Raw genomic sequence first — 21,768 nt, forward strand, 5'->3', positions numbered from 1 at the left:
AACCCGCGCATTGGCGCGGGTTTTATAGTCTTGCTGGAAGATGACTTAACGATGAACGTCGCCCAACAGCCTACCGCGCAAAATGGATGCGTTTAGTAGTAGTAGGCTGAGAAAGCGAATGCTGCGAATCATTGCGTCATGCTCCAGATGAAATCGTTATGTATTTAGAGTTACTGGATATGGGGTTTGATGTCAACCCTTGGGTGAACAAAAGGTCTTTTTACCCGCGAGAAGAATTAGCTAATTGTGCTGACGATCGCGCTTTTTTGCCGATGATCCTTTTTAGGACATCAGCGCATGTTGAGATATTTTCACTATTTGATAATTTTGATTTTCGCTGAGAGCCGCAAGGATAGCGCGCCTGGCCAGAATCATATCTTAATGAAATAGCTGAATTTATTTGTTTGCTGAATGTGTTCATGTTTGTAAAGGGGTATTATCAATGATAATAAAATGTGAATGTTAAGGGCGGCTTAAACCGATATTGTAATAGTGCTTAAATTATAGTTAACCGCTGCTGTTATTGTTTATTTTTGATATTTATGGGTACACTTGGTTTTATCAAGTAAACAATATGGTTAGGGGGTTGCGGGTACGTTCAACTGCAGAATTTTCGTCGCCACTCATAACCTTAATATATTCCTAAAATTCATCTTTGCCCTTTTGTAAATGTCATATGCATGGTAAATGATATTTTCAGAATTAATTACTGCACTTTGGCAAAGGGAATTTAGCGTGACAGTGGAGTTAAATATGTTAAAAGAAAATACTGAATATAAGCCGGACTCAGAGGTGGAAAACGCAAAACCTCAGCTGAGAATGGTCGACCTGAATCTGTTAACCGTATTTGATGCGGTAATGCAGGAACAAAATATCACCCGTGCGGCACACTCCCTGGGGATGTCGCAGCCGGCGGTCAGCAATGCCGTATCAAGACTGAAGGTGATGTTTAATGATGAGCTGTTTGTTCGTTATGGGCGCGGCATCCAGCCAACGGCGCGTGCTTATCAGCTATTTGGTTCTGTACGACAGGCATTACAATTAGTGCAGAACGAGTTGCCGGGCTCGGGCTTCGAGCCGCTCAGCAGCGAGCGGGTCTTTAATTTATGCGTTTGCAGCCCGCTGGATAACGCATTGACTTCGGTTATTTTCAATAAAGTTGGCGAGATTGCGCCCAACATTCATTTGGTCTTTAAATCGGCATTGAATCAAAACACGGAACATCAATTACGTTATCAGGAAATTGAATTCGTTATTGGTTATGAAGAGTTTCGTCGCCCTGAGTTTGCCTGCGTGCCTTTATTTAAAGATGAAATGGTGCTGGTGGCGAGCCGGAAACATCCGCGTATTTCTGGCCCAATGATGGAAAATGATATTTATCAGGAGGAGCACGCGGTTGTCGCTCTCGACCGATACGCTTCATTTAGCCAGCCGTGGTATGACACCGCGGATAAACAATCGCGTATTGCTTATCAAGGTAACGCGATGGTCAGCGTATTAAATGTGGTTTCCCAGACCAATATGGTTGCTATCGCACCGCGCTGGTTAGCCAGCGAGTTCGCCGATAAGCTGGATTTGCAAATATTACCGTTGCCGCTGAAAGTGAATAGCCGTACCTGCTATCTTTCATGGCATGAAGCGGCGGGCCGTGATAAAGGGCATCAGTGGATGGAAGAATTGCTGGTCAATATCTGCCAGCGCTAAACGGTCGCGATACAAACGGGGGCTTCGGCTCCTGCTTTGTGTGACAAAAATCACTAAACATAGAATTTTATTCTGTTTGCGCTTGTCCGCCTCCGGCGCTGCCCGTTAAAAAATGGATGATTTGCTGTAGTTGGTTATTTTCCCCGAGCATTGACTATCATATTTTCTTATCTCCGAAGTTTTTCACCGTGTTTTAGCTGCGAACCTTTCTTTTATCCTTTTAATGCCTCTTAGGTGCCGACGGTCGCCAATTGCCTGCCCGTTAGCGAGCAGTTATGGTAACGGCATGCAGTCTATTCACCTCAGGACGAAGCTTTTGCGCTTCGTCCTGTGCGAGCGCGCGGAAATCGGATTCCGCTGTCGTTAAAAACTATAAGCCGGGAGGCAAACCATGGAGATGTTGTCAGGAGCCGAAATGGTCGTCCAGTCGCTGGTCGATCAGGGCGTCAAGCAGGTATTCGGTTATCCCGGGGGCGCGGTCCTCGATATCTATGATGCGTTACATACCCTTGGCGGAATCGATCACGTACTGGTCCGCCATGAGCAAGCTGCCGTGCATATGGCGGATGGCCTTGCGCGCGCAACGGGCGAGGTCGGGGTAGTCCTGGTGACCTCGGGTCCGGGGGCGACTAACGCGATTACCGGCATTGCGACGGCTTATATGGATTCCATTCCGCTGGTGATTCTTTCCGGCCAGGTCGCGACGTCCTTAATTGGCTACGATGCTTTCCAGGAGTGCGACATGGTGGGGATCTCCCGACCGGTGGTAAAACACAGCTTTCTGGTTAAGCAAACCGAAGATATTCCCGGCGTGCTGAAAAAAGCGTTCTGGCTGGCAGCCAGCGGGCGTCCCGGCCCGGTCGTCGTCGATCTACCGAAAGATATTCTCAATCCGGCGAAAAAACTGCCGTACGCCTGGCCAGATACGGTCAGCATGCGCTCTTATAATCCGACGACCTCAGGTCATAAAGGGCAGATTAAACGTGCGCTGCAGACGCTGGTGGCGGCCAAAAAACCGGTGGTTTATGTCGGTGGCGGGGCGATTAATGCGCAATGTGAACCGCAGCTGTTCGCGCTGGTTGAGAAACTGAAGCTGCCGGTGGCGTCTTCGCTGATGGGGCTGGGCGCCTTCCCTGCTTCACACCAGCAGGCGTTAGGGATGCTGGGCATGCATGGGACCTATGAAGCCAATATGACCATGCACCATTCCGACGTGATTTTCGCCGTCGGCGTGCGCTTCGACGATCGTACAACGAATAATCTGGCCAGGTACTGTCCGAACGCGACGGTGCTGCATATTGATATCGATCCCACTTCGATCTCCAAGACCGTTCCTGCCGACGTGCCTATCGTTGGCGACGCCCGCCTGGTGCTGGAACAGATGCTGGAACTGCTCGACCATGAAGAGACGCAGCAGCCGCTGGATGAAATCCGCGACTGGTGGCAGCAGATTGAGCAGTGGCGCGCGCGTCATTGCCTGCAGTACGACACGCAAAGCGGCAAGATTAAACCGCAGGCGGTAATTGAGACCATCTGGCGGCTGACGCACGGCGATGCGTACGTGACGTCCGATGTGGGTCAGCATCAGATGTTCGCGGCGCTTTATTATCCTTTCGACAAACCGCGGCGTTGGATCAACTCAGGTGGTCTGGGAACGATGGGATTTGGCCTTCCCGCCGCGCTGGGCGTGAAGATGGCGCTGCCGGAAGAAACGGTGATTTGCGTGACCGGCGATGGCAGCATCCAGATGAATATTCAGGAGCTCTCCACCGCGCTGCAGTACGAGCTGCCGGTGCTGGTGCTGAACCTCAATAACCGCTACCTCGGGATGGTGAAGCAGTGGCAGGATATGCTTTACTCTGGCCGTCATTCACAATCCTATATGGAGTCATTGCCTGATTTTGCTCGCGTCGCGGAAGCCTACGGCCACGTGGGGATTCGTATCAGCGACCCGCAGGAGCTGGAAGCGAAGCTCGCTGAGGCGCTGGAGCAGGTGCGTAATAATCGACTGGTTTTCGTTGATGTAACGGTTGACGGCAGTGAGCATGTATACCCCATGCAGATTCGCGGCGGCGGTATGGACGAGATGTGGCTGAGCAAAACGGAGAGGACCTGATTATGCGCCGGATATTATCAGTATTACTGGAGAACGAATCGGGCGCGCTATCCCGCGTGATCGGCCTCTTTTCACAGCGCGGTTATAATATTGAAAGCCTGACGGTAGCGCCGACGGACGATCCGACGTTATCCAGAATGACGATTCAAACCGTTGGCGATGAGAAAGCGATTGAGCAGATAGAAAAGCAGCTGCACAAGCTGGTCGACGTGCTGCGCGTTAACGAGCTTGGACAAGGCGCGCACGTTGAGCGTGAAATTATGCTGGTAAAGGTCCAGGCCAGCGGCTATGGACGCGATGAGGTCAAGCGCAATACGGAAATTTTCCGTGGGCAAATTATCGACGTCACGCCGTCTATCTATACCGTTCAGCTGGCGGGAACCAGCGATAAGCTGGATGCGTTTTTGGCTTCGCTGCGCGACGTGGCGCGAATTGTTGAAGTCGCCCGCTCGGGCGTAGTCGGATTGTCGCGCGGCGACAAAATCATGCGCTGAGCCGCTGAAACCGACGTAAAAATAGCCCGACACAGCCTGTCGGGCTATTTTTTTGCGAAATCGGTGGGAACTGTGGACTAAAGCGGTTGCTGCGCTTACTTTTCTGCGCTTAGATGTTATAAAAACGAATCCATACCTGAAGAATGGTTATGTTCTGTACTTATTACCCAAGGGGCAATTGTGAAACTGGATGAAATCGCCCGGCTGGCCGGTGTCTCGCGAACGACCGCTAGCTATGTGATTAATGGGAAAGCGAAGCAGTATCGCGTTAGCGATAAAACTGTTGAAAAGGTGATGGCGGTGGTTCGTGAGCACAACTATCATCCGAATGCGGTTGCTGCAGGCTTGCGTGCAGGACGTACGCGGTCCATTGGTCTGGTTATCCCGGACCTGGAAAACACCAGCTATACGCGCATCGCTAATTACCTGGAGCGTCAGGCGCGCCAGCGCGGCTATCAGCTATTGATCGCCTGCTCCGAGGATCAGCCGGATAACGAAATGCGCTGCATTGAGCATCTGCTGCAGCGTCAGGTCGACGCGATAATCGTTTCCACCTCATTACCGCCTGAACATCCGTTCTATCAGCGCTGGGCTAACGATCCGTTCCCGATTGTCGCGCTTGACCGCGCGCTCGATCGAGAGCACTTCACCAGCGTGGTGGGTGCCGATCAGGACGATGCTGAAATGCTCGGGGCGGAATTGCGTAAGTTTCCGGCTGAAACGGTGCTGTACCTTGGCGCGCTGCCGGAGCTTTCGGTGAGCTTCCTGCGCGAGCAGGGATTCCGTACGGCATGGAAGGACGATCCGCGAGAGGTGCATTTCCTCTATGCAAACAGCTACGAGCGCGAAGCCGCGGCGCAGCTCTTTGAAAAGTGGCTGGAAACGCATCCAATGCCTCAGGCGCTGTTTACGACTTCGTTTCCGCTGCTGCAGGGCGTGATGGACGTCACGCTGCGCCGGGAAGGGAAGCTGCCTTCCGAGCTGGCTATTGCCACTTTTGGCGATAATGAGCTGCTGGATTTCCTCCAGTGTCCCGTTTTAGCCGTGGCCCAGCGCCACCGCGACGTGGCGGAGCGCGTGCTGGAGATCGTGCTCGCCAGCCTTGATGAACCGCGTAAGCCGAAACCTGGGTTAAGCCGTATCCGGCGCAATCTTTATCGTCGCGGCAGCCTGAATCGACGCTAAGCGCGTGACCAGGATTATTCGTAGAGTATTCGCCAGACGGAGACGCGTCTGGCGATAATCCGCTGAGATGACGTAAAAATTGCAGGGTTAAGGATCTTTCAGACAAATCCTTAATCTTCCTGACATCTCTTTTAATTCTATTCTTCGCGCCATTTATTTTGCGGTTTAATTAGCCCATAAAAGGATTAGCGTATTTATTTGTATTATTTTGTTACATTCAGCGGGGGAGTTGCTGAATTAACACTCATTTCCTCGCTATTATGGTAGCGATAAGCGCTGTACCCCGCAGTAAGAGTGCCTCTCCTGTGAAAACTGGTGCTGTTAACGGTCATCAGAATGGCCTAAAATGCCGCTCGCGTCGCAAACTGACACTTTATATTTTCCCTTAGAAGATATTTTGCTGCTTTAACCGTTACAAGTTTGTTGGTTGTTTTCTTACCGATATTCATAACGTTAATTTGCCTCGTTTGTTGGTTGATTTTTCCTCAGGGCGAATATCGGCTGTAAATAATGGGTTTTTGAGCTCTGTTGGCATTCGTGCTGGCTTGACAAGCTTTTCCTCCGCTCCGTAAACTCCTTCTTGTGGGAATTTGTGGGGTAAAGTGGCGAAAAGGGGTGAGGCTGGCATGTTCCGTGGGGCAACGTTAGTCAATCTCGACAGCAAAGGCCGTCTGGCCGTACCGACGCGCTACCGCGACGGGCTGATCGAGAACGCTTCCGGTCAATTGGTGTGCACCATTGACATCCATCACCCGTGCCTGCTGCTTTACCCTTTGCCTGAATGGGAAATCATCGAGCAAAAATTATCGCGTTTATCGAGCATGAACCCCACCGAGCGGCGCGTACAGCGTTTGCTTCTGGGACATGCCAGCGAATGTCAGATGGATAGCGCCGGGAGGCTATTAATCGCCCCGGTGCTGCGGCAACACGCCGGGCTGACAAAAGAAGTGATGCTGGTCGGGCAGTTCAATAAGTTTGAGCTGTGGGACGAAACGACCTGGTATCAACGGGTCAAGGAAGATATCGACGCTGAGCAGTCCGCTTCCGGGGAACTGTCGGAGCGCCTGCAGGATTTGTCTTTGTAAAATGATGGAAAATTATAAACACACTACGGTACTTCTGGATGAAGCCGTTAACGGCCTGAATATTCGTCCTGACGGTATCTACATTGATGGTACCTTTGGCCGCGGCGGTCACTCGCGCCTGATTCTCTCCCAGCTGGGAGCGGAGGGACGCCTGCTGGCGATCGATCGCGACCCGCAGGCTATCGCCGTCGCGAAAACTATCGATGATCCCCGCTTTTCCATCGTTCATGGTCCTTTTTCTCAGCTGGCCGACTATGTTGGCGAGCGCAATCTAACCGGCAAGATCGACGGTATTCTGCTCGATCTTGGCGTCTCCTCACCGCAGCTGGATGACGCTGAACGTGGCTTCTCATTTATGCGCGATGGTCCGCTGGATATGCGCATGGATCCGACGCGCGGCCAGTCAGCCGCTGAATGGCTACAAACCGCCGACGAAGCCGATATCGCCTGGGTCATCAAAACCTTCGGCGAAGAGCGCTTTGGTAAACGCATTGCCCGCGCCATCGTCGAACGCAACCGCGTCGAACCGATGACGCGTACCAAAGAGCTGGCGGAGGTCGTTGCGGCGGCGACGCCGGTGAAAGATAAATTCAAACATCCCGCGACCCGTACCTTCCAGGCGGTGCGCATTTGGGTGAACAGTGAACTGGAGGAGATAGAGCAGGCGCTAAAAAGCTCGCTCAGCGTGCTGGCCCCGGGCGGGCGGCTCTCAATCATCAGTTTCCACTCGCTGGAAGACCGTATTGTGAAGCGCTTTATGCGCGAGCAAAGCCGCGGTCCGCAGGTTCCGGCAGGGTTACCGATGACCGAAGAGCAGCTTAAAAAACTGGGCGGCCGTGAGCTAAGAGCATTAGGCAAGTTGATGCCGGGCGAAAAAGAGGTAGCTGAAAATCCTCGTGCCCGTAGTTCAGTTCTGCGTATTGCAGAGAGGACGAACGCATGATCGGCAGAGTGACAGAAGCCCTAAGCAAGGTGAAAGGGTCGATAGGAAGCAACGAGCGCCATGCTTTGCCTGGCGTGATCGGAGACGACCTCCTGCGGTTTGGGAAGCTGCCACTCTGCCTGTTCATTTGCATCATTATTACGGCGATTACGGTGGTGACAACGGCGCACCATACTCGCCTCTTAACCGCGCAGCGCGAACAGCTGGTGCTGGAACGCGACGCGCTGGATATTGAATGGCGCAACCTGATCCTCGAAGAAAATGCTCTCGGCGATCACAGTCGGGTTGAGCGGATCGCGACCGAGAAGCTGCAGATGCAGCACGTCGATCCATCACAAGAAAATATCGTTGTACAGAAATAAGGATTATTGCGACGCATGAAAGCAGCGCCGAAAACGCCAAAAGCAAAACGTCAGGAAGAACAGGCCAACTTTATCAGTTGGCGTTTTGCGTTGCTGTGCGGCTGTATTCTGCTGGCGCTGGGCTTCCTGCTGGGCCGCGTGGCCTGGCTACAGGTGATTAGCCCGGACATGCTGGTACGCCAGGGCGATATGCGTTCTCTGCGCGTGCAGGAAGTCTCTACCGCGCGCGGAATGATAACCGATCGTTCCGGCCGCCCGCTGGCGGTGAGCGTGCCGGTAAAAGCTATCTGGGCTGACCCGAAAGAGCTGCATGAAGCCGGGGGCGTGACCCTGGACAACCGCTGGAAGGCGCTGGCCGATGCGCTGAATATGCCGCTGGATCAGCTGGCATCGCGCATCAATACCAATCCACGGATGCGTTTTATCTATCTGGCGCGTCAGGTGAACCCTGATATGGCCGACTACATCCGCAAATTGAAGCTGCCGGGGATTCATCTGCGGGAAGAGTCCCGCCGCTACTATCCGTCTGGCGAAGTAACCGCTCACCTCATTGGCTTCACTAACGTCGATAGCCAGGGGATTGAGGGCGTAGAGAAGAGCTTTGATAAGTGGCTTACCGGCCAGCCTGGCGAGCGTATCGTGCGTAAAGACCGCTATGGTCGAGTGATTGAAGATATTTCGTCTACCGATAGCCAGGCCGCGCATAACCTGGCGCTGAGCATTGACGAACGCCTGCAGGCGCTGGTGTATCGCGAGCTGAATAATGCGGTGGCGTTCAACAAAGCGGAGTCAGGTACCGCGGTTCTGGTCGACGTTAACACCGGCGAAGTGCTGGCGATGGCCAACAGCCCGTCGTACAACCCGAATAATTTCGCGGGCACCTCCAAAGATACGATGCGTAACCGCGCCATTACCGACGTGTTTGAGCCGGGTTCAACGGTGAAGCCGATGGTGGTGATGACCGCGCTTCAGCGCGGCATTGTTAACGAAAATACCGTACTGAACACCATTCCCTATCGAATTAACGGCCACGAAATCAAAGACGTGGCGCGCTACAGCGAATTGACCCTGACCGGGGTACTACAGAAGTCGAGTAACGTCGGTGTTTCTAAGCTGGCGTTAGCGATGCCGTCCTCAGCGTTAGTAGATACTTACTCACGTTTTGGACTCGGAAAAGCGACCAATTTGGGGTTGGTCGGAGAACGCAGTGGCTTATACCCTCAAAAACAACGGTGGTCTGACATAGAGAGGGCCACCTTTTCTTTCGGCTATGGGCTAATGGTAACCCCGTTACAGTTAGCGCGAGTCTACGCAACGATCGGCAGCTACGGCATCTATCGCCCGCTGTCGATTACCAAAGTTGATCCACCGGTTCCGGGCGAGCGCGTCTTCCCGGAATCACTCGTTCGTACCGTTGTTCATATGATGGAAAGCGTGGCGCTGCCCGGCGGCGGCGGCGTGAAGGCGGCGATCAAAGGCTATCGCATCGCCATTAAAACCGGTACGGCGAAAAAAGTAGGGCCCGACGGCCGCTACATCAACAAATACATTGCTTACACCGCAGGCGTTGCGCCCGCCAGCCATCCGCGCTTTGCGCTGGTGGTGGTGATCAACGATCCGCAGGCGGGTAAATACTACGGCGGCGCCGTTTCCGCGCCGGTCTTCGGTGCCATCATGGGCGGCGTACTGCGCACCATGAACATTGAACCGGATGCGCTGGCAACGGCTGAAAAAAGTGAATTAGTGATTAATCAAGGCGAGGGAACAGGTGGCAGATCGTAATTTGCGCGACCTTCTCGCTCCGTGGGTGCCAAATGCGCCGGAGCGAATTCTGCGAGAAATGACGCTGGACAGCCGGGTGGCTGCTTCTGGCGATCTTTTTATCGCGGTTTTAGGTCATCAGGCGGACGGGCGTCGTTATATCCCGCAGGCGATAGCGCAAGGTGTTGCTGCCATTATTGCTGAGGCCAAAGATGAGGCCCATGACGGCGAAATCCGTGAAATGCACGGTGTGCCGGTTATCTATCTGAGCCAACTCAACGAGCGCTTATCCGCGCTGGCCGGGCGTTTTTACCATCAGCCTTCGGAACAACTGCGCCTGGTGGGCGTCACCGGGACTAACGGCAAGACCACCACGACACAGCTGCTGGCGCAGTGGGCGCAGCTGCTGGGGGAAACCAGCGCGGTAATGGGAACCGTAGGCAATGGCCTGCTGGAGAAAGTTATCCCAACGGAAAACACCACCGGTTCGGCCGTTGATGTTCAACACGTACTCTCTGGCCTGGCAGGGCAAGGGGCGACGTTCGCCGCGATGGAAGTCTCTTCCCACGGGCTGGTGCAGCATCGCGTAGCCGCGCTGCAGTTTGCCGCCTCGGTCTTCACCAACCTGAGCCGCGATCACCTCGATTACCACGGTGATATGGAACATTACGAAGCGGCGAAATGGCTGCTCTACTCAACCCACCATTGCGGGCAGGCGATTGTTAATGCGGACGATGAAGTCGGTCGCCGCTGGCTGGCGAAGCTGCCGGATGCGGTTGCCGTATCGATGGAAGATCACATTAACCCGAACTGCCGGGGCCGCTGGCTCAAAGCGACCGCCGTGAGCTATCACGATAGCGGCGCCACCATTCAGTTTGCCTCCAGCTGGGGGAACGGCGAGATCGAAAGCCGCCTGATGGGCGCCTTTAACGTCAGCAATCTGCTGCTGGCCTTAGCCACCCTGCTGGCGCTGGGCTATCCGCTTGCCGATCTGCTGAAAACCGCCGCGCGCCTGCAGCCGGTATGCGGGCGTATGGAAGTGTTCTCCGCGCCGGGTAAACCGACCGTGGTCGTTGATTACGCCCACACGCCTGATGCGCTGGAAAAAGCGCTGCAGGCGGCGCGTCTGCACTGTCGCGGTAAACTGTGGTGCGTATTTGGCTGCGGCGGGGATCGCGACAAAGGCAAGCGCCCGCTGATGGGCGCTATCGCCGAAGAGTTTGCCGATATCGTGGTTGTCACCGACGACAACCCGCGCACCGAAGAGCCGCGGGCGATTATCAATGACATTCTGGCCGGCATGCTGGACGCGGGCCATGCCAGGGCGGTGGAAGGTCGTGCGGAAGCGGTCACTAATGCGGTGATGCAGGCGAAAGAAAACGACGTCGTTCTGGTGGCGGGCAAAGGCCACGAGGACTATCAAATCGTCGGCAATCGCCGACTCGATTACTCTGACCGCGTCACCGTGGCGCGTCTGCTGGGGGCGGTAGCATGATTCGCTTGACTCTCAGCCAGCTCGCCGGCATCACGCATGGCGAGCTGCACGGCCGCGATGTGGCGATTGATGACGTCACCTCCGATACCCGTAAAATCACGGCGGGCTGCCTGTTCGTGGCGCTAAAAGGCGAGCGCTTTGATGCGCATGACTTTGCCGAACAGGCGAAAGCTGCCGGCGCGGGCGCACTGTTGGTCAGCCGTCAGCTGGCCTGCGATCTACCGCAGGTGGTGGTGAAGGATACGCGTCTGGCGTTTGGCGAACTGGCCGCGTGGGTGCGTCAGCAGGTGCCGGCGCGCGTGGTCGCGCTGACCGGATCTTCCGGAAAAACCTCGGTTAAAGAGATGACCGCGGCGATTCTGAGCCAGTGCGGCAATACGCTGTATACCGCAGGTAACCTGAACAACGATATCGGCGTGCCGATGACGCTGCTGCGTCTCACCAAAGAACATGACTACGCGGTCATCGAGTTAGGCGCTAATCACCAGGGGGAAATTGCCTGGACCGTTAGCCTGACCCGTCCCGAAGCCGCGTTAGTGAATAACCTGGCCGCCGCGCACCTGGAAGGCTTTGGCTCTCTGGAAGGCGTGGCGAAAGCCAAGGGCGAAATCTACACCGGTCTGCCGCTCAACGGCATCGCGATTATGAACGCCGACAATAATGACTGGCTGAACTGGCAAAGCGTGATTGGCGAGCGTAAAACCTGGCGTTTTTCGCCGAACGCCGCCCACAGCGATTTCACGGCAACCAACGTTCATGTGACGTCGCACGGGACTGAATTTACTCTGCAGACCCCAACGGGCAGCGTTGATGTACTGCTACCGCTGCCGGGGCGCCATAACATCGCCAACGCGCTGGCTGCCGCGGCGCTGTCAATGGCGGTGGGGGCGACGCATGAGGCGATCAAAGCGGGTCTGAAAGATCTGAAAGCGGTACCGGGGCGGTTATTCCCGATTCAGCTGACCGACAGCCAGCTGCTGCTGGATGATTCCTATAACGCCAACGTCGGCTCGCTGACCGCTGCGGTACAGGTGCTGTCTGAGATGCCGGGCTACCGGGTACTGGTCGTTGGCGATATGGCCGAACTCGGCGCGGAAAGCCAGGCGTGCCATCGTCAGGTGGGCGAAGCGGCAAAAGCGGCCGGGCTCGATCGCGTACTGAGCGTCGGTACGTTGAGCGCAGAGATCAGCGGCGCCAGCGGCGTTGGCGAACATTTTAGCGAGAAGGCCGCGCTGGTGACCCGCCTGCGCGAGCTCACCGCAGAACATAAAATTATGACCATTTTAGTGAAGGGTTCACGTAGTGCCGCCATGGAAGTGGTAGTACGCGCATTACAGGAGAACGGAACATGTTAGTATGGCTGGCCGAACATTTGGTCAAATATTATTCAGGCTTTAACGTCTTTTCCTACCTGACGTTTCGCGCCATTGTCAGCCTGCTGACCGCGCTGTTCATCTCTCTGTGGATGGGCCCGCGCATGATCGCCCGTCTGCAAAAACTCTCCTTTGGCCAGGTTGTACGTAACGATGGCCCGGAATCTCACTTTAGTAAGCGCGGTACGCCGACCATGGGCGGGATCATGATCCTGACCGCCATTGTTGTCTCCGTTCTGCTGTGGGCCTATCCATCTAACCCCTACGTCTGGTGCGTGCTGACGGTACTGGTGGGCTACGGCATCATCGGCTTCGTTGATGACTACCGTAAGGTGGTTCGCAAAGATACCAAGGGCCTGATTGCCCGCTGGAAATACTTCTGGATGTCGGTGATTGCGCTGGGCGTCGCCTTTGCGCTGTATATGGCGGGTAAAGATACGCCGGCGACTCAGCTGGTGGTGCCGTTCTTTAAAGACGTGATGCCGCAGCTGGGCCTGTTCTACGTCCTGCTGGCCTATTTTGTTATCGTCGGGACCGGTAATGCGGTCAACCTGACCGACGGCCTTGATGGGCTGGCGATTATGCCAACCGTATTCGTTGCCGCCGGCTTCGCGCTGGTTGCCTGGGCGACCGGGAACATGAATTTCGCCAACTACCTGCATATCCCTTATTTGCGTCACGCCGGTGAACTGGTGATCGTCTGTACGGCGATTGTCGGCGCGGGCCTGGGCTTCCTGTGGTTTAACACCTATCCGGCACAGGTCTTTATGGGCGATGTGGGTTCGCTGGCTCTCGGCGGCGCGCTGGGGATTATCGCCGTGCTGCTGCGCCAGGAATTCCTGCTGGTGATTATGGGCGGCGTATTTGTGGTGGAAACGCTCTCGGTGATTCTGCAGGTCGGCTCCTTCAAGCTGCGCGGTCAGCGCATCTTCCGCATGGCGCCGATTCACCATCACTATGAACTGAAAGGCTGGCCGGAACCGCGCGTTATCGTGCGTTTCTGGATTATTTCGCTGATGCTGGTGCTGATTGGCCTGGCGACGCTGAAGGTACGTTAATCATGGCAGATTATCAGGGTAAAAAAGTCGTCATTATTGGGCTGGGTATGACCGGCCTGTCATGCGTGGACTTTTTCATGGCTCGCGGCGTGACGCCGCGGGTGATGGATACCCGCGTTGCGCCGGCGGGGCTGGACAAGCTGCCGGAAGCCGTTGAGCGCTATGTCGGCGGTCTGAACGAAGACTGGCTGTTGACGGCGGACCTGATTGTCGCCAGCCCTGGCATCGCGCTGGCGCATCCTTCCCTGAGCGCCGCGGCGGATGCGGGGGTAGAAATTGTCGGCGATATTGAACTGTTCTGCCGCGAGGCGCAGGCGCCGATTATTGCGATCACCGGTTCCAACGGTAAAAGCACCGTGACTTCCCTTGTGGGAGAAATGGCGAAAGCGGCGGGGTTGAACGTTGGCGTCGGGGGCAATATTGGCCTGCCGGCGCTGATGCTGCTGGATGCTGAGCGCGAACTCTATGTCCTGGAGCTTTCCAGCTTCCAGCTGGAAACCACCTCCAGCCTGCGGGCGGCCGCGGCGACGATCCTTAACGTCACCGAAGATCATATGGACCGCTATCCGCTGGGGCTTCAGCAGTACCGCGCCGCCAAACTGCGCGTTTATGAGAACGCCCGGGCCTGTATCGTTAATGCCGACGATGCGTTAACCATGCCGGTACGCGGCGCTGACGATCGCTGCATCAGCTTCGGCGTTGACGTTGGTGACTATCACCTGAACCGCCAGCAGGGAGAAACCTGGCTGCGCGTCAAAGGCGAGAAAGTGCTCAACGTCAAAGAGATGAAGATTAGCGGCCAGCATAACTACAGTAACGCGCTTGCGGCCCTGGCTCTGGCGGACGCGGCGGGTCTGCCGCGCGCCAGTAGCCTGAAAGCGCTGACCACATTCACCGGGCTGGCGCATCGTTTCCAGCTGGTGCTGGAGCACAACGGCGTGCGCTGGATCAACGATTCTAAAGCCACCAACGTCGGCAGTACCGAAGCGGCGCTCAATGGGCTGCATCTTGATGGAACGCTCTATCTGCTGCTGGGCGGCGATGGGAAATCCGCTGATTTCACGCCGTTAAGCCGTTACCTGACCGGCGACAACGTTCGCCTGTACTGCTTCGGCCGCGACGGCGCGCAGCTGGCGGCCCTTCGCCCGGACGTCGCCGTGCAAACGGAAACCATGGAACAGGCGATGCGCCAGATTGCGCCGAAGGTTGTCGCGGGCGATATGGTGCTGCTGTCTCCCGCGTGCGCCAGCCTCGATCAGTTTAAAAACTTTGAACAACGCGGCGACATCTTTGCTCGCCTGGCGAAGGAGTTAGGTTGATGCGTTTATCACTCCCGCGCCTGAAAATGCCACGGCTGAGACTGCCGCGTCTGCCGGGAATGTTTATTTTCGCATGGCTGTTCGCCGCGCTGAAAGGCTGGGTGATGGGCTCGCGGCAAAAAGATACCGATAGCCTGGTGATGTATGACCGGATGCTGCTGTGGCTGACCTTTGGCCTGGCCGCAATCGGCTTCATTATGGTGACCTCGGCGTCGATGCCGGTAGGCCAGCGTCTGGCGAACGATCCGTTTCTGTTTGCCAAGCGCGATGGCTTATACATTCTGCTGGCGCTAGGGCTGGCGATGGTGACGCTGCGCCTGCCGATGGAGTTCTGGCAGCGCCATAGTACCGCGATGCTGATCGCCTCTATCGTCATGCTGCTGATTGTTCTGGTGGTCGGTAGCTCGGTTAACGGGGCGTCGCGCTGGATTGCGCTGGGGCCGCTGCGTATCCAGCCTGCGGAGTTTACCAAGCTGTCGCTGTTCTGCTACATCGCCAACTACCTCGTGCGTAAAGGCGACGAAGTGCGTAACAACCTGCGCGGCTTCTTAAAGCCGATGGGCGTGATTTTCGTACTGGCGATTTTACTGCTGGCGCAGCCGGACCTCGGTACCGTCGTCGTGCTGTTTGTGACCACCCTGGCCATGCTGTTCCTGGCGGGAGCCAAGCTGTGGCAGTTTATCGCCATTATCGGGATGGGGCTTTCGGCGGTCGTACTGCTGATTCTGGCTGAACCGTACCGTATCCGCCGCGTGACCTCTTTCTGGAACCCGTGGGAAGATCCGTTCGGCAGCGGCTACCAGCTAACCCAGTCGCTGATGGCCTTTGGTCGCGGCGAAATGTGGGGGCAGGGCCTGGGCAATTCGGTCCAGAAGCTGGAGTATTTGCCCGAGGCGCACACCGATTTCATCTTCGCCATTATCGGTGAAGAGCTCGGTTATATCGGTGTGGTACTCGCACTTTTAATGGTATTCTTCGTCGCTTTTCGCGCCATGTCCATTGGCCGCAAAGCGCTGGAGATTGACCACCGTTTCTCCGGATTTCTGGCCTGCGCCATTGGGATCTGGTTTAGCTTTCAGGCGCTGGTTAACGTCGGCGCGGCGGCGGGGATGCTGCCAACCAAAGGCCTGACGCTGCCGCTGATCAGTTACGGCGGTTCGAGCCTGCTGATTATGTCGACGGCGATCATGTTGCTGTTACGAATTGATTATGAAACGCGTCTGGAAAAAGCCCAGGCGTTTACACGGGGTGTTCGATGAGCGGTCAGGAAAAGCGCTTAATGGTGATGGCAGGCGGTACCGGCGGACACGTGTTCCCGGGACTGGCGGTTGCGCACCATTTAATGGACCAGGGCTGGCAGGTCCGCTGGCTGGGTACCGCGGATCGTATGGAAGCGGATTTAGTGCCGAAGCACGGCATTGAAATTGATTTCATTCAGATATCCGGCCTGCGCGGCAAGGGCCTGAAGGCGCAGATGCTGGCGCCGGTGCGTATTTTCAACGCCTGGCGTCAGGCGCGAGCGATTATGCAGCGTTTTCAGCCGGACGTGGTGCTGGGCATGGGCGGCTATGTTTCCGGACCCGGCGGTCTGGCGGCATGGTCGCTGGGGATCCCGGTTGTCCTGCATGAACAGAACGGGATTGCCGGCCTGACGAATAAATGGCTGGCGAAAATTGCCAAAAAGGTCATGCAGGCATTTCCCGGCGCTTTCCCGCATGCCGACGTTGTTGGCAACCCGGTTCGTACCGATGTGCTGGCGCTGCCGCTGCCGGAACAGCGGTTAGTCGGGCGTCAGGGGCCGATTCGCGTATTGGTTGTCGGCGGCTCGCAGGGCGCGCGCGTGCTCAATCAGACGATGCCGCAGGTGGCGGCGAAGCTGGGTTCTGCTGTCACCATCTGGCACCAGAGCGGTAAAGGGGGCCAGGAGAGCGTACAGCAGGCCTATTCCGACGCCGGCCAGCCGCAGCACAAAGTCACCGAATTTATTGACGACATGGCGGCGGCTTATGCCTGGGCCGATGTGGTCGTATGTCGTTCCGGGGCGCTGACGGTGAGCGAAATTGCCGCCGCGGGTTTACCGGCGCTGTTTGTGCCTTTTCAGCACAAAGATCGTCAGCAGTACTGGAATGCGCTGCCGTTAGAGAAGGCAGGGGCAGCGAAGATCCTTGAGCAGCCGCAGTTTACCGTGGAGGCCGTCGCGCAAACCCTGGCGGGTTGGGATCGCGAGACGCTGCTGGATATGGCGGAGCGAGCGCGCAGAGCCTCGATTCCGGACGCGACCGAACGGGTAGCAGAAGAAGTGAGCGCCGCAGCACTGGCGCGTTAATCGCGGTGATGATCACCGTCCGAATAAAGAAGTTGATGGCGTAAAGAATGAATACACAAGATCTGGCAAAACTGCGTTCTATCGTGCCCGAGATGCGTCGCGTCCGGCACATTCACTTTGTTGGCATTGGCGGTGCCGGCATGGGCGGTATTGCCGAAGTTCTGGCCAACGAAGGTTATCAGATTAGCGGCTCCGACCTGGCGCCGAATCCGGTGACCCAGCAGTTGACTCAGCTTGGCGCCACGATTTATTTCAACCATCGCCCTGAAAACGTGCGCGATGCGAGCGTTGTCGTGGTTTCCAGCGCGATTTCTGCGGATAACCCGGAAATCGTCGCCGCCCACGAAGCGCGTATTCCGGTTATTCGCCGCGCCGAGATGCTGGCGGAGCTGATGCGTTTTCGCCACGGCATTGCCATTGCCGGCACGCACGGAAAGACCACAACCACGGCGATGGTCTCGAGCATTTACGCTGAAGCCGGGCTGGATCCTACCTTCGTGAACGGTGGTCTGGTCAAAGCCGCTGGCGTGCACGCGCGCCTTGGCCATAGTCGTTACCTGATTGCCGAAGCGGACGAAAGCGACGCCTCGTTCCTGCATTTACAGCCGATGGTCGCTATCGTGACCAATATCGAAGCCGATCATATGGATACCTACCACGGCGACTTCGAAAACCTGAAGCAGACGTTTATTAACTTCCTGCACAATCTGCCGTTCTACGGACGCGCGGTGATGTGCGTGGACGATCCGGTGATTCGTGAACTGCTGCCGCGCGTTGGCCGCCAGCTCACCACCTACGGATTTAGCGATGATGCCGACGTTCGCGTGGAAGAGTATCGTCAGGTTGGCGCTCAGGGCCATTTCCGTCTGGTTCGCCAGGATAAAGAGGTCATTCAGGTGACGCTGAACGCACCGGGTCGCCACAACGCGCTGAACGCGGCGGCGGCGGTGGCCGTTGCCACGGAAGAGGGCATTGATGATGACGCTATTTTGCGCGCGCTGGAAAGCTTCCAGGGCACCGGCCGTCGCTTTGATTTCCTTGGCGAATACCCCTTAGCTGAAGTTAACGGTAAAGAGGGTACCGCGATGCTGATCGATGATTATGGTCATCATCCTACAGAAGTGGATGCCACCATCAAAGCGGCGCGGGCGGGCTGGCCGGATAAAAACCTGGTGATGCTGTTTCAGCCGCACCGTTTTACCCGTACGCGCGATCTGTACGATGATTTCGCCAACGTGCTGACCCAGGTTGACGCGCTGCTGATGCTGGACGTTTATTCCGCGGGCGAAGCCGCTATTCCTGGCGCCGACAGCCGCTCGCTGTGCCGTACGATTCGCGGCCGCGGTAAAGTCGACCCGATTCTGGTTTCCGACCCGGCGCAGGCGGCAGAGATGCTGGCTTCAGTATTGACCGGCAACGATCTGGTGCTGGTTCAGGGGGCGGGAAACATTGGTAAAATCGCCCGTCACCTGGCGGAAATCAAATTGCAGCCGCAAAAATCGCAGGAGGAGCGCCATGGCTGATAAAATCGCGGTCCTCTTTGGCGGAACCTCCGCTGAACGTGAAGTCTCTCTCAATTCAGGTTCGGCGGTGCTCGCCGGCCTGCGCGAAGCCGGGGTCGATGCGCACCCGGTCGACCCGCGCGACGTGGATATTACCCAATTGAAAAATATGGGTTTTCAGAAAGCGTTTATTGCCTTGCACGGTCGCGGCGGTGAAGATGGTACGTTGCAGGGTCTGCTGGAGCTGATTCAACTCCCCTATACCGGCAGCGGCGTGATGGCTTCCGCTATCTCAATGGATAAGCTGCGCAGCAAACTGCTGTGGCAGGGCGCCGGGCTGCCGGTTGCGCCGTGGGTTGCGCTGACGCGTAAACAGTTCACCGCGGGGCTTTCCGCTGAGGTAGAACAGCAGATTTCCGCCCTCGGACTGCCGTTGATTGTTAAACCCAGTCGCGAAGGCTCCAGCGTCGGTATGTCCAAAGTCAGCGAAAGTTGTGCATTACAAAATGCATTGGCGCTGGCTTTTCAGCATGATGACGAAGTTCTGATTGAAAAATGGCTCAGTGGGCCGGAATTTACCGTCGCTATCGTCGGAGAAGAAATTTTACCGTCAATACGTATCCAGGCGGCTGGAACCTTCTATGATTATGAAGCAAAGTATCTCTCTGATGAAACGCAATATTTCTGCCCTGGCCTGGAAGATTCCGCGCGCGAGGCAGAAATGCAGGCTCTGGTGCAAAAAGCCTGGGATAGTCTTGGCTGTTACGGCTGGGGGCGAATTGATGTGATGCTGGACAGCGATGGCCAGTTTTATCTGCTGGAAGCAAACACCTCTCCTGGCATGACCAGCCATAGTCTGGTGCCCATGGCGGCGCGTCAGGCAGGGATGAGCTTCTCGCAGCTTGTTGTACGAATTCTGGACCTGGCGGGGTGATATGTCGCAGGCTGCGCTGAATACGCGGAACCACGAAGAGGAAGACGAAACCTCTTCGCGTCGAAGTAATGGCTCTCGTCTGGCGGGTATCTTCTTCCTGCTGGCGGTGCTCTGTACCGTGCTGGTCAGCGGATGGATGGTTCTGGGCTGGATGGAAGATGCACAGCGGTTACCGCTGTCAAAGATGGTGGTCACCGGTGAGCGTCACTACACGCGCAACGATGATATCCGTCAGGCGATTCTGGCATTGGGGTCGCCGGGCACCTTTATGACGCAGGACGTCAACATTATTCAAAGCCAGATTGAACGTCTGCCGTGGATTAAGCAGGCGAGCGTCAGAAAGCAGTGGCCGGACGAATTGAAGATTCATCTGGTTGAATATGTGCCGATAGCGCGCTGGAATGATCAGCATATGGTAGACGTGGACGGAAATTCTTTCAGCGTGCCGTCAGATCGCACCAGTAAACAGAATTTACCGATGTTGTACGGCCCGGAAGGCAGTGAGAACGAAGTCCTTCAGGGATACCGCGACATGGGGCAGGTGCTGGCGAAGGATAAATTCACGTTGAAAGTAGCGGCAATGACCGCGCGTCGCTCCTGGCAGTTGACGCTTAATAACGACATTAAGCTCAACCTTGGCCGGGGTGACACCATGAAACGGCTTCAGCGCTTTATGGAACTCTACCCGGTTCTTCAGCAGCAGGCGCAGACCGACGGCAAACGGATAAGCTACGTTGATTTGCGTTATGACTCGGGAGCGGCAGTCGGTTGGGTACCGGCTCCTGTAGAGGAAACTCAACAACAACAGAATCAGGCACAGGCAGAACAACAATGATCAAGGCGACGGACAGAAAACTGGTAGTTGGACTGGAGATTGGCACCGCTAAGGTTGCCGCTTTAGTAGGGGAAGTTCTGCCCGACGGTATGATTAATATCATTGGCGTGGGCAGTTGCCCATCGCGTGGTATGGATAAAGGCGGAGTGAACGACCTGGAATCCGTGGTGAAATGCGTACAGCGCGCCATTGACCAGGCCGAACTGATGGCGGATTGCCAGATCTCGTCAGTCTATCTGGCGCTTTCAGGCAAACATATCAGCTGTCAAAATGAAATCGGTATGGTGCCGATTTCTGAAGAAGAAGTGACGCAGGACGACGTAGAGAACGTGGTACATACCGCGAAATCGGTTCGCGTGCGCGACGAGCATCGCGTTCTGCACGTTATCCCGCAGGAGTACGCCATCGACTACCAGGAGGGGATTAAAAACCCCGTAGGACTGTCTGGCGTACGCATGCAGGCGAAAGTGCATTTGATTACCTGCCATAACGATATGGCAAAAAATATTGTCAAAGCAGTGGAGCGTTGCGGTCTGAAAGTCGACCAGCTTATTTTCGCCGGTTTAGCCGCCAGCTATTCCGTATTAACGGAAGACGAACGTGAACTGGGTGTCTGCGTGGTGGATATCGGCGGTGGTACAATGGATATTGCGGTCTATACCGGCGGCGCGCTGCGTCATACCAAAGTGATCCCGTACGCGGGCAACGTGGTGACCAGCGATATTGCCTACGCTTTCGGTACGCCGCCGAGCGACGCAGAAGCCATTAAAGTGCGTCACGGCTGTGCGCTGGGTTCCATCGTTGGTAAAGACGAGAATGTGGAAGTCCCCAGCGTAGGCGGGCGTCCGCCTCGTAGTCTGCAGCGTCAGACGCTGGCCGAGGTGATTGAGCCACGTTATACCGAATTGCTCAACCTGGTGAATGAAGAGATCCTGCAGCTGCAGGAACAGCTCCGTCAACAAGGTGTGAAGCACCACCTGGCGGCTGGCATTGTATTAACCGGCGGTGCGGCGCAAATTGAAGGACTTGCCGCCTGCGCGCAGCGCGTATTCCATACGCAGGTGAGAATTGGCGCGCCGCTGAATATTACCGGATTAACGGATTATGCCCAGGAGCCGTATTACTCGACGGCGGTTGGGCTGCTGCACTACGGGAAGGAATCTCATCTCAGTGGTGAAGCAGAGGTGGAAAAACGCGTAACGGTCGGGTCGTGGATCAAACGACTCAACAGTTGGTTGCGAAAAGAGTTTTAATTTTTTAAGAGAACGCAGAAAAT

Annotated in this window: 19 protein-coding genes; 18 read left to right on the plus strand and 1 reads right to left on the minus strand. The window is 56.0% G+C overall.

What is annotated here, in order from left to right; all coding sequences use genetic code 11:
* Positions 1 to 45: 45 nt before the first annotated feature.
* Positions 46 to 132, minus strand: a complete 87-nt coding sequence (gene leuL / locus F8562_RS29760) for a leu operon leader peptide (RefSeq protein WP_009654551.1) — start codon at positions 130 to 132, stop codon at positions 46 to 48.
* A gap of 603 nt (positions 133 to 735) precedes the next feature.
* On the opposite strand from leuL, the gene leuO reads away from it, so the two are divergent.
* The 18 genes from leuO to ftsA all read left to right on the plus strand — a co-directional run bounded on the left by leuO (position 736) and on the right by ftsA (position 21,745).
* Complete coding sequence (leuO, locus tag F8562_RS08815) at positions 736 to 1,704, plus strand: transcriptional regulator LeuO (RefSeq protein WP_086073947.1); 969 nt, start codon at positions 736 to 738, stop codon at positions 1,702 to 1,704.
* A 391-nt stretch (positions 1,705 to 2,095) separates the two neighbouring features.
* The gene (ilvI, locus tag F8562_RS08820; protein ID WP_025106489.1) at positions 2,096 to 3,820 is read left to right on the plus strand and encodes an acetolactate synthase 3 large subunit; all 1,725 of its coding nucleotides are present in this window, start codon (positions 2,096 to 2,098) and stop codon (positions 3,818 to 3,820) included.
* A gap of 2 nt (positions 3,821 to 3,822) precedes the next feature.
* Positions 3,823 to 4,314: an acetolactate synthase small subunit gene (ilvN, locus tag F8562_RS08825; RefSeq protein WP_004098573.1), complete on the plus strand. Its 492-nt coding sequence runs from the start codon at positions 3,823 to 3,825 to the stop codon at positions 4,312 to 4,314.
* A gap of 180 nt (positions 4,315 to 4,494) precedes the next feature.
* A complete protein-coding gene (gene cra / locus F8562_RS08830) occupies positions 4,495 to 5,499 on the plus strand; it encodes a catabolite repressor/activator (RefSeq protein ID WP_004098577.1) in 1,005 nt (334 codons plus the stop codon).
* A 626-nt stretch (positions 5,500 to 6,125) separates the two neighbouring features.
* Complete coding sequence (mraZ, locus tag F8562_RS08835) at positions 6,126 to 6,584, plus strand: division/cell wall cluster transcriptional repressor MraZ (protein WP_009654608.1); 459 nt, start codon at positions 6,126 to 6,128, stop codon at positions 6,582 to 6,584.
* Position 6,585: 1 nt separating this feature from the next.
* Positions 6,586 to 7,527, plus strand: coding sequence for a 16S rRNA (cytosine(1402)-N(4))-methyltransferase RsmH (gene rsmH / locus F8562_RS08840; RefSeq protein ID WP_004098579.1), 942 nt, complete (start codon positions 6,586 to 6,588; stop codon positions 7,525 to 7,527).
* A complete protein-coding gene (gene ftsL, locus F8562_RS08845) occupies positions 7,524 to 7,889 on the plus strand; it encodes a cell division protein FtsL (protein ID WP_002888550.1) in 366 nt (121 codons plus the stop codon). Before rsmH ends, ftsL begins: the two co-directional genes overlap by 4 nt.
* Before the next feature lie 15 nt (positions 7,890 to 7,904).
* Positions 7,905 to 9,671 carry a peptidoglycan glycosyltransferase FtsI gene (locus F8562_RS08850; protein ID WP_004098582.1) on the plus strand — a complete coding sequence of 589 codons (1,767 nt, stop codon included), beginning with the start codon at positions 7,905 to 7,907 and terminating at the stop codon, positions 9,669 to 9,671.
* Entirely contained in the window at positions 9,658 to 11,145 is a 1,488-nt protein-coding gene (murE, locus tag F8562_RS08855; RefSeq protein WP_014837402.1) for a UDP-N-acetylmuramoyl-L-alanyl-D-glutamate--2,6-diaminopimelate ligase, read from the plus strand. The genes F8562_RS08850 and murE overlap by 14 nt, the downstream gene beginning before the upstream one ends.
* Positions 11,142 to 12,500 carry a UDP-N-acetylmuramoyl-tripeptide--D-alanyl-D-alanine ligase gene (gene murF, locus F8562_RS08860; protein ID WP_014837403.1) on the plus strand — a complete coding sequence of 453 codons (1,359 nt, stop codon included), beginning with the start codon at positions 11,142 to 11,144 and terminating at the stop codon, positions 12,498 to 12,500. The genes murE and murF overlap by 4 nt, the downstream gene beginning before the upstream one ends.
* On the plus strand, positions 12,494 to 13,576 hold the full coding sequence (mraY, locus tag F8562_RS08865) for a phospho-N-acetylmuramoyl-pentapeptide-transferase (RefSeq protein WP_004098585.1): 1,083 nt from the start codon (positions 12,494 to 12,496) through the stop codon (positions 13,574 to 13,576). The genes murF and mraY overlap by 7 nt, the downstream gene beginning before the upstream one ends.
* A 2-nt stretch (positions 13,577 to 13,578) precedes the next feature.
* Entirely contained in the window at positions 13,579 to 14,895 is a 1,317-nt protein-coding gene (gene murD / locus F8562_RS08870) for a UDP-N-acetylmuramoyl-L-alanine--D-glutamate ligase (protein WP_014837404.1), read from the plus strand.
* A complete protein-coding gene (gene ftsW, locus F8562_RS08875; protein ID WP_004098587.1) occupies positions 14,895 to 16,154 on the plus strand; it encodes a cell division protein FtsW in 1,260 nt (419 codons plus the stop codon). Before murD ends, ftsW begins: the two co-directional genes overlap by 1 nt.
* Positions 16,151 to 17,221 carry an undecaprenyldiphospho-muramoylpentapeptide beta-N-acetylglucosaminyltransferase gene (gene murG / locus F8562_RS08880; RefSeq protein WP_014837405.1) on the plus strand — a complete coding sequence of 357 codons (1,071 nt, stop codon included), beginning with the start codon at positions 16,151 to 16,153 and terminating at the stop codon, positions 17,219 to 17,221. Before ftsW ends, murG begins: the two co-directional genes overlap by 4 nt.
* A 47-nt stretch (positions 17,222 to 17,268) precedes the next feature.
* The gene (gene murC, locus F8562_RS08885; RefSeq protein WP_014227921.1) at positions 17,269 to 18,744 is read left to right on the plus strand and encodes a UDP-N-acetylmuramate--L-alanine ligase; all 1,476 of its coding nucleotides are present in this window, start codon (positions 17,269 to 17,271) and stop codon (positions 18,742 to 18,744) included.
* On the plus strand, positions 18,737 to 19,657 hold the full coding sequence (locus F8562_RS08890; RefSeq protein ID WP_014227922.1) for a D-alanine--D-alanine ligase: 921 nt from the start codon (positions 18,737 to 18,739) through the stop codon (positions 19,655 to 19,657). Before murC ends, F8562_RS08890 begins: the two co-directional genes overlap by 8 nt.
* 1 nt (position 19,658) lies before the next feature.
* Positions 19,659 to 20,492: a cell division protein FtsQ gene (gene ftsQ / locus F8562_RS08895; protein ID WP_014227923.1), complete on the plus strand. Its 834-nt coding sequence runs from the start codon at positions 19,659 to 19,661 to the stop codon at positions 20,490 to 20,492.
* Entirely contained in the window at positions 20,489 to 21,745 is a 1,257-nt protein-coding gene (gene ftsA / locus F8562_RS08900; RefSeq protein WP_004098594.1) for a cell division protein FtsA, read from the plus strand. Before ftsQ ends, ftsA begins: the two co-directional genes overlap by 4 nt.
* Positions 21,746 to 21,768: the final 23 nt, after the last annotated feature.

The sequence above is a fragment of the Klebsiella sp. RCJ4 genome (assembly GCF_009025755.1).
Lineage (GTDB): Bacteria > Pseudomonadota > Gammaproteobacteria > Enterobacterales > Enterobacteriaceae > Klebsiella > Klebsiella michiganensis.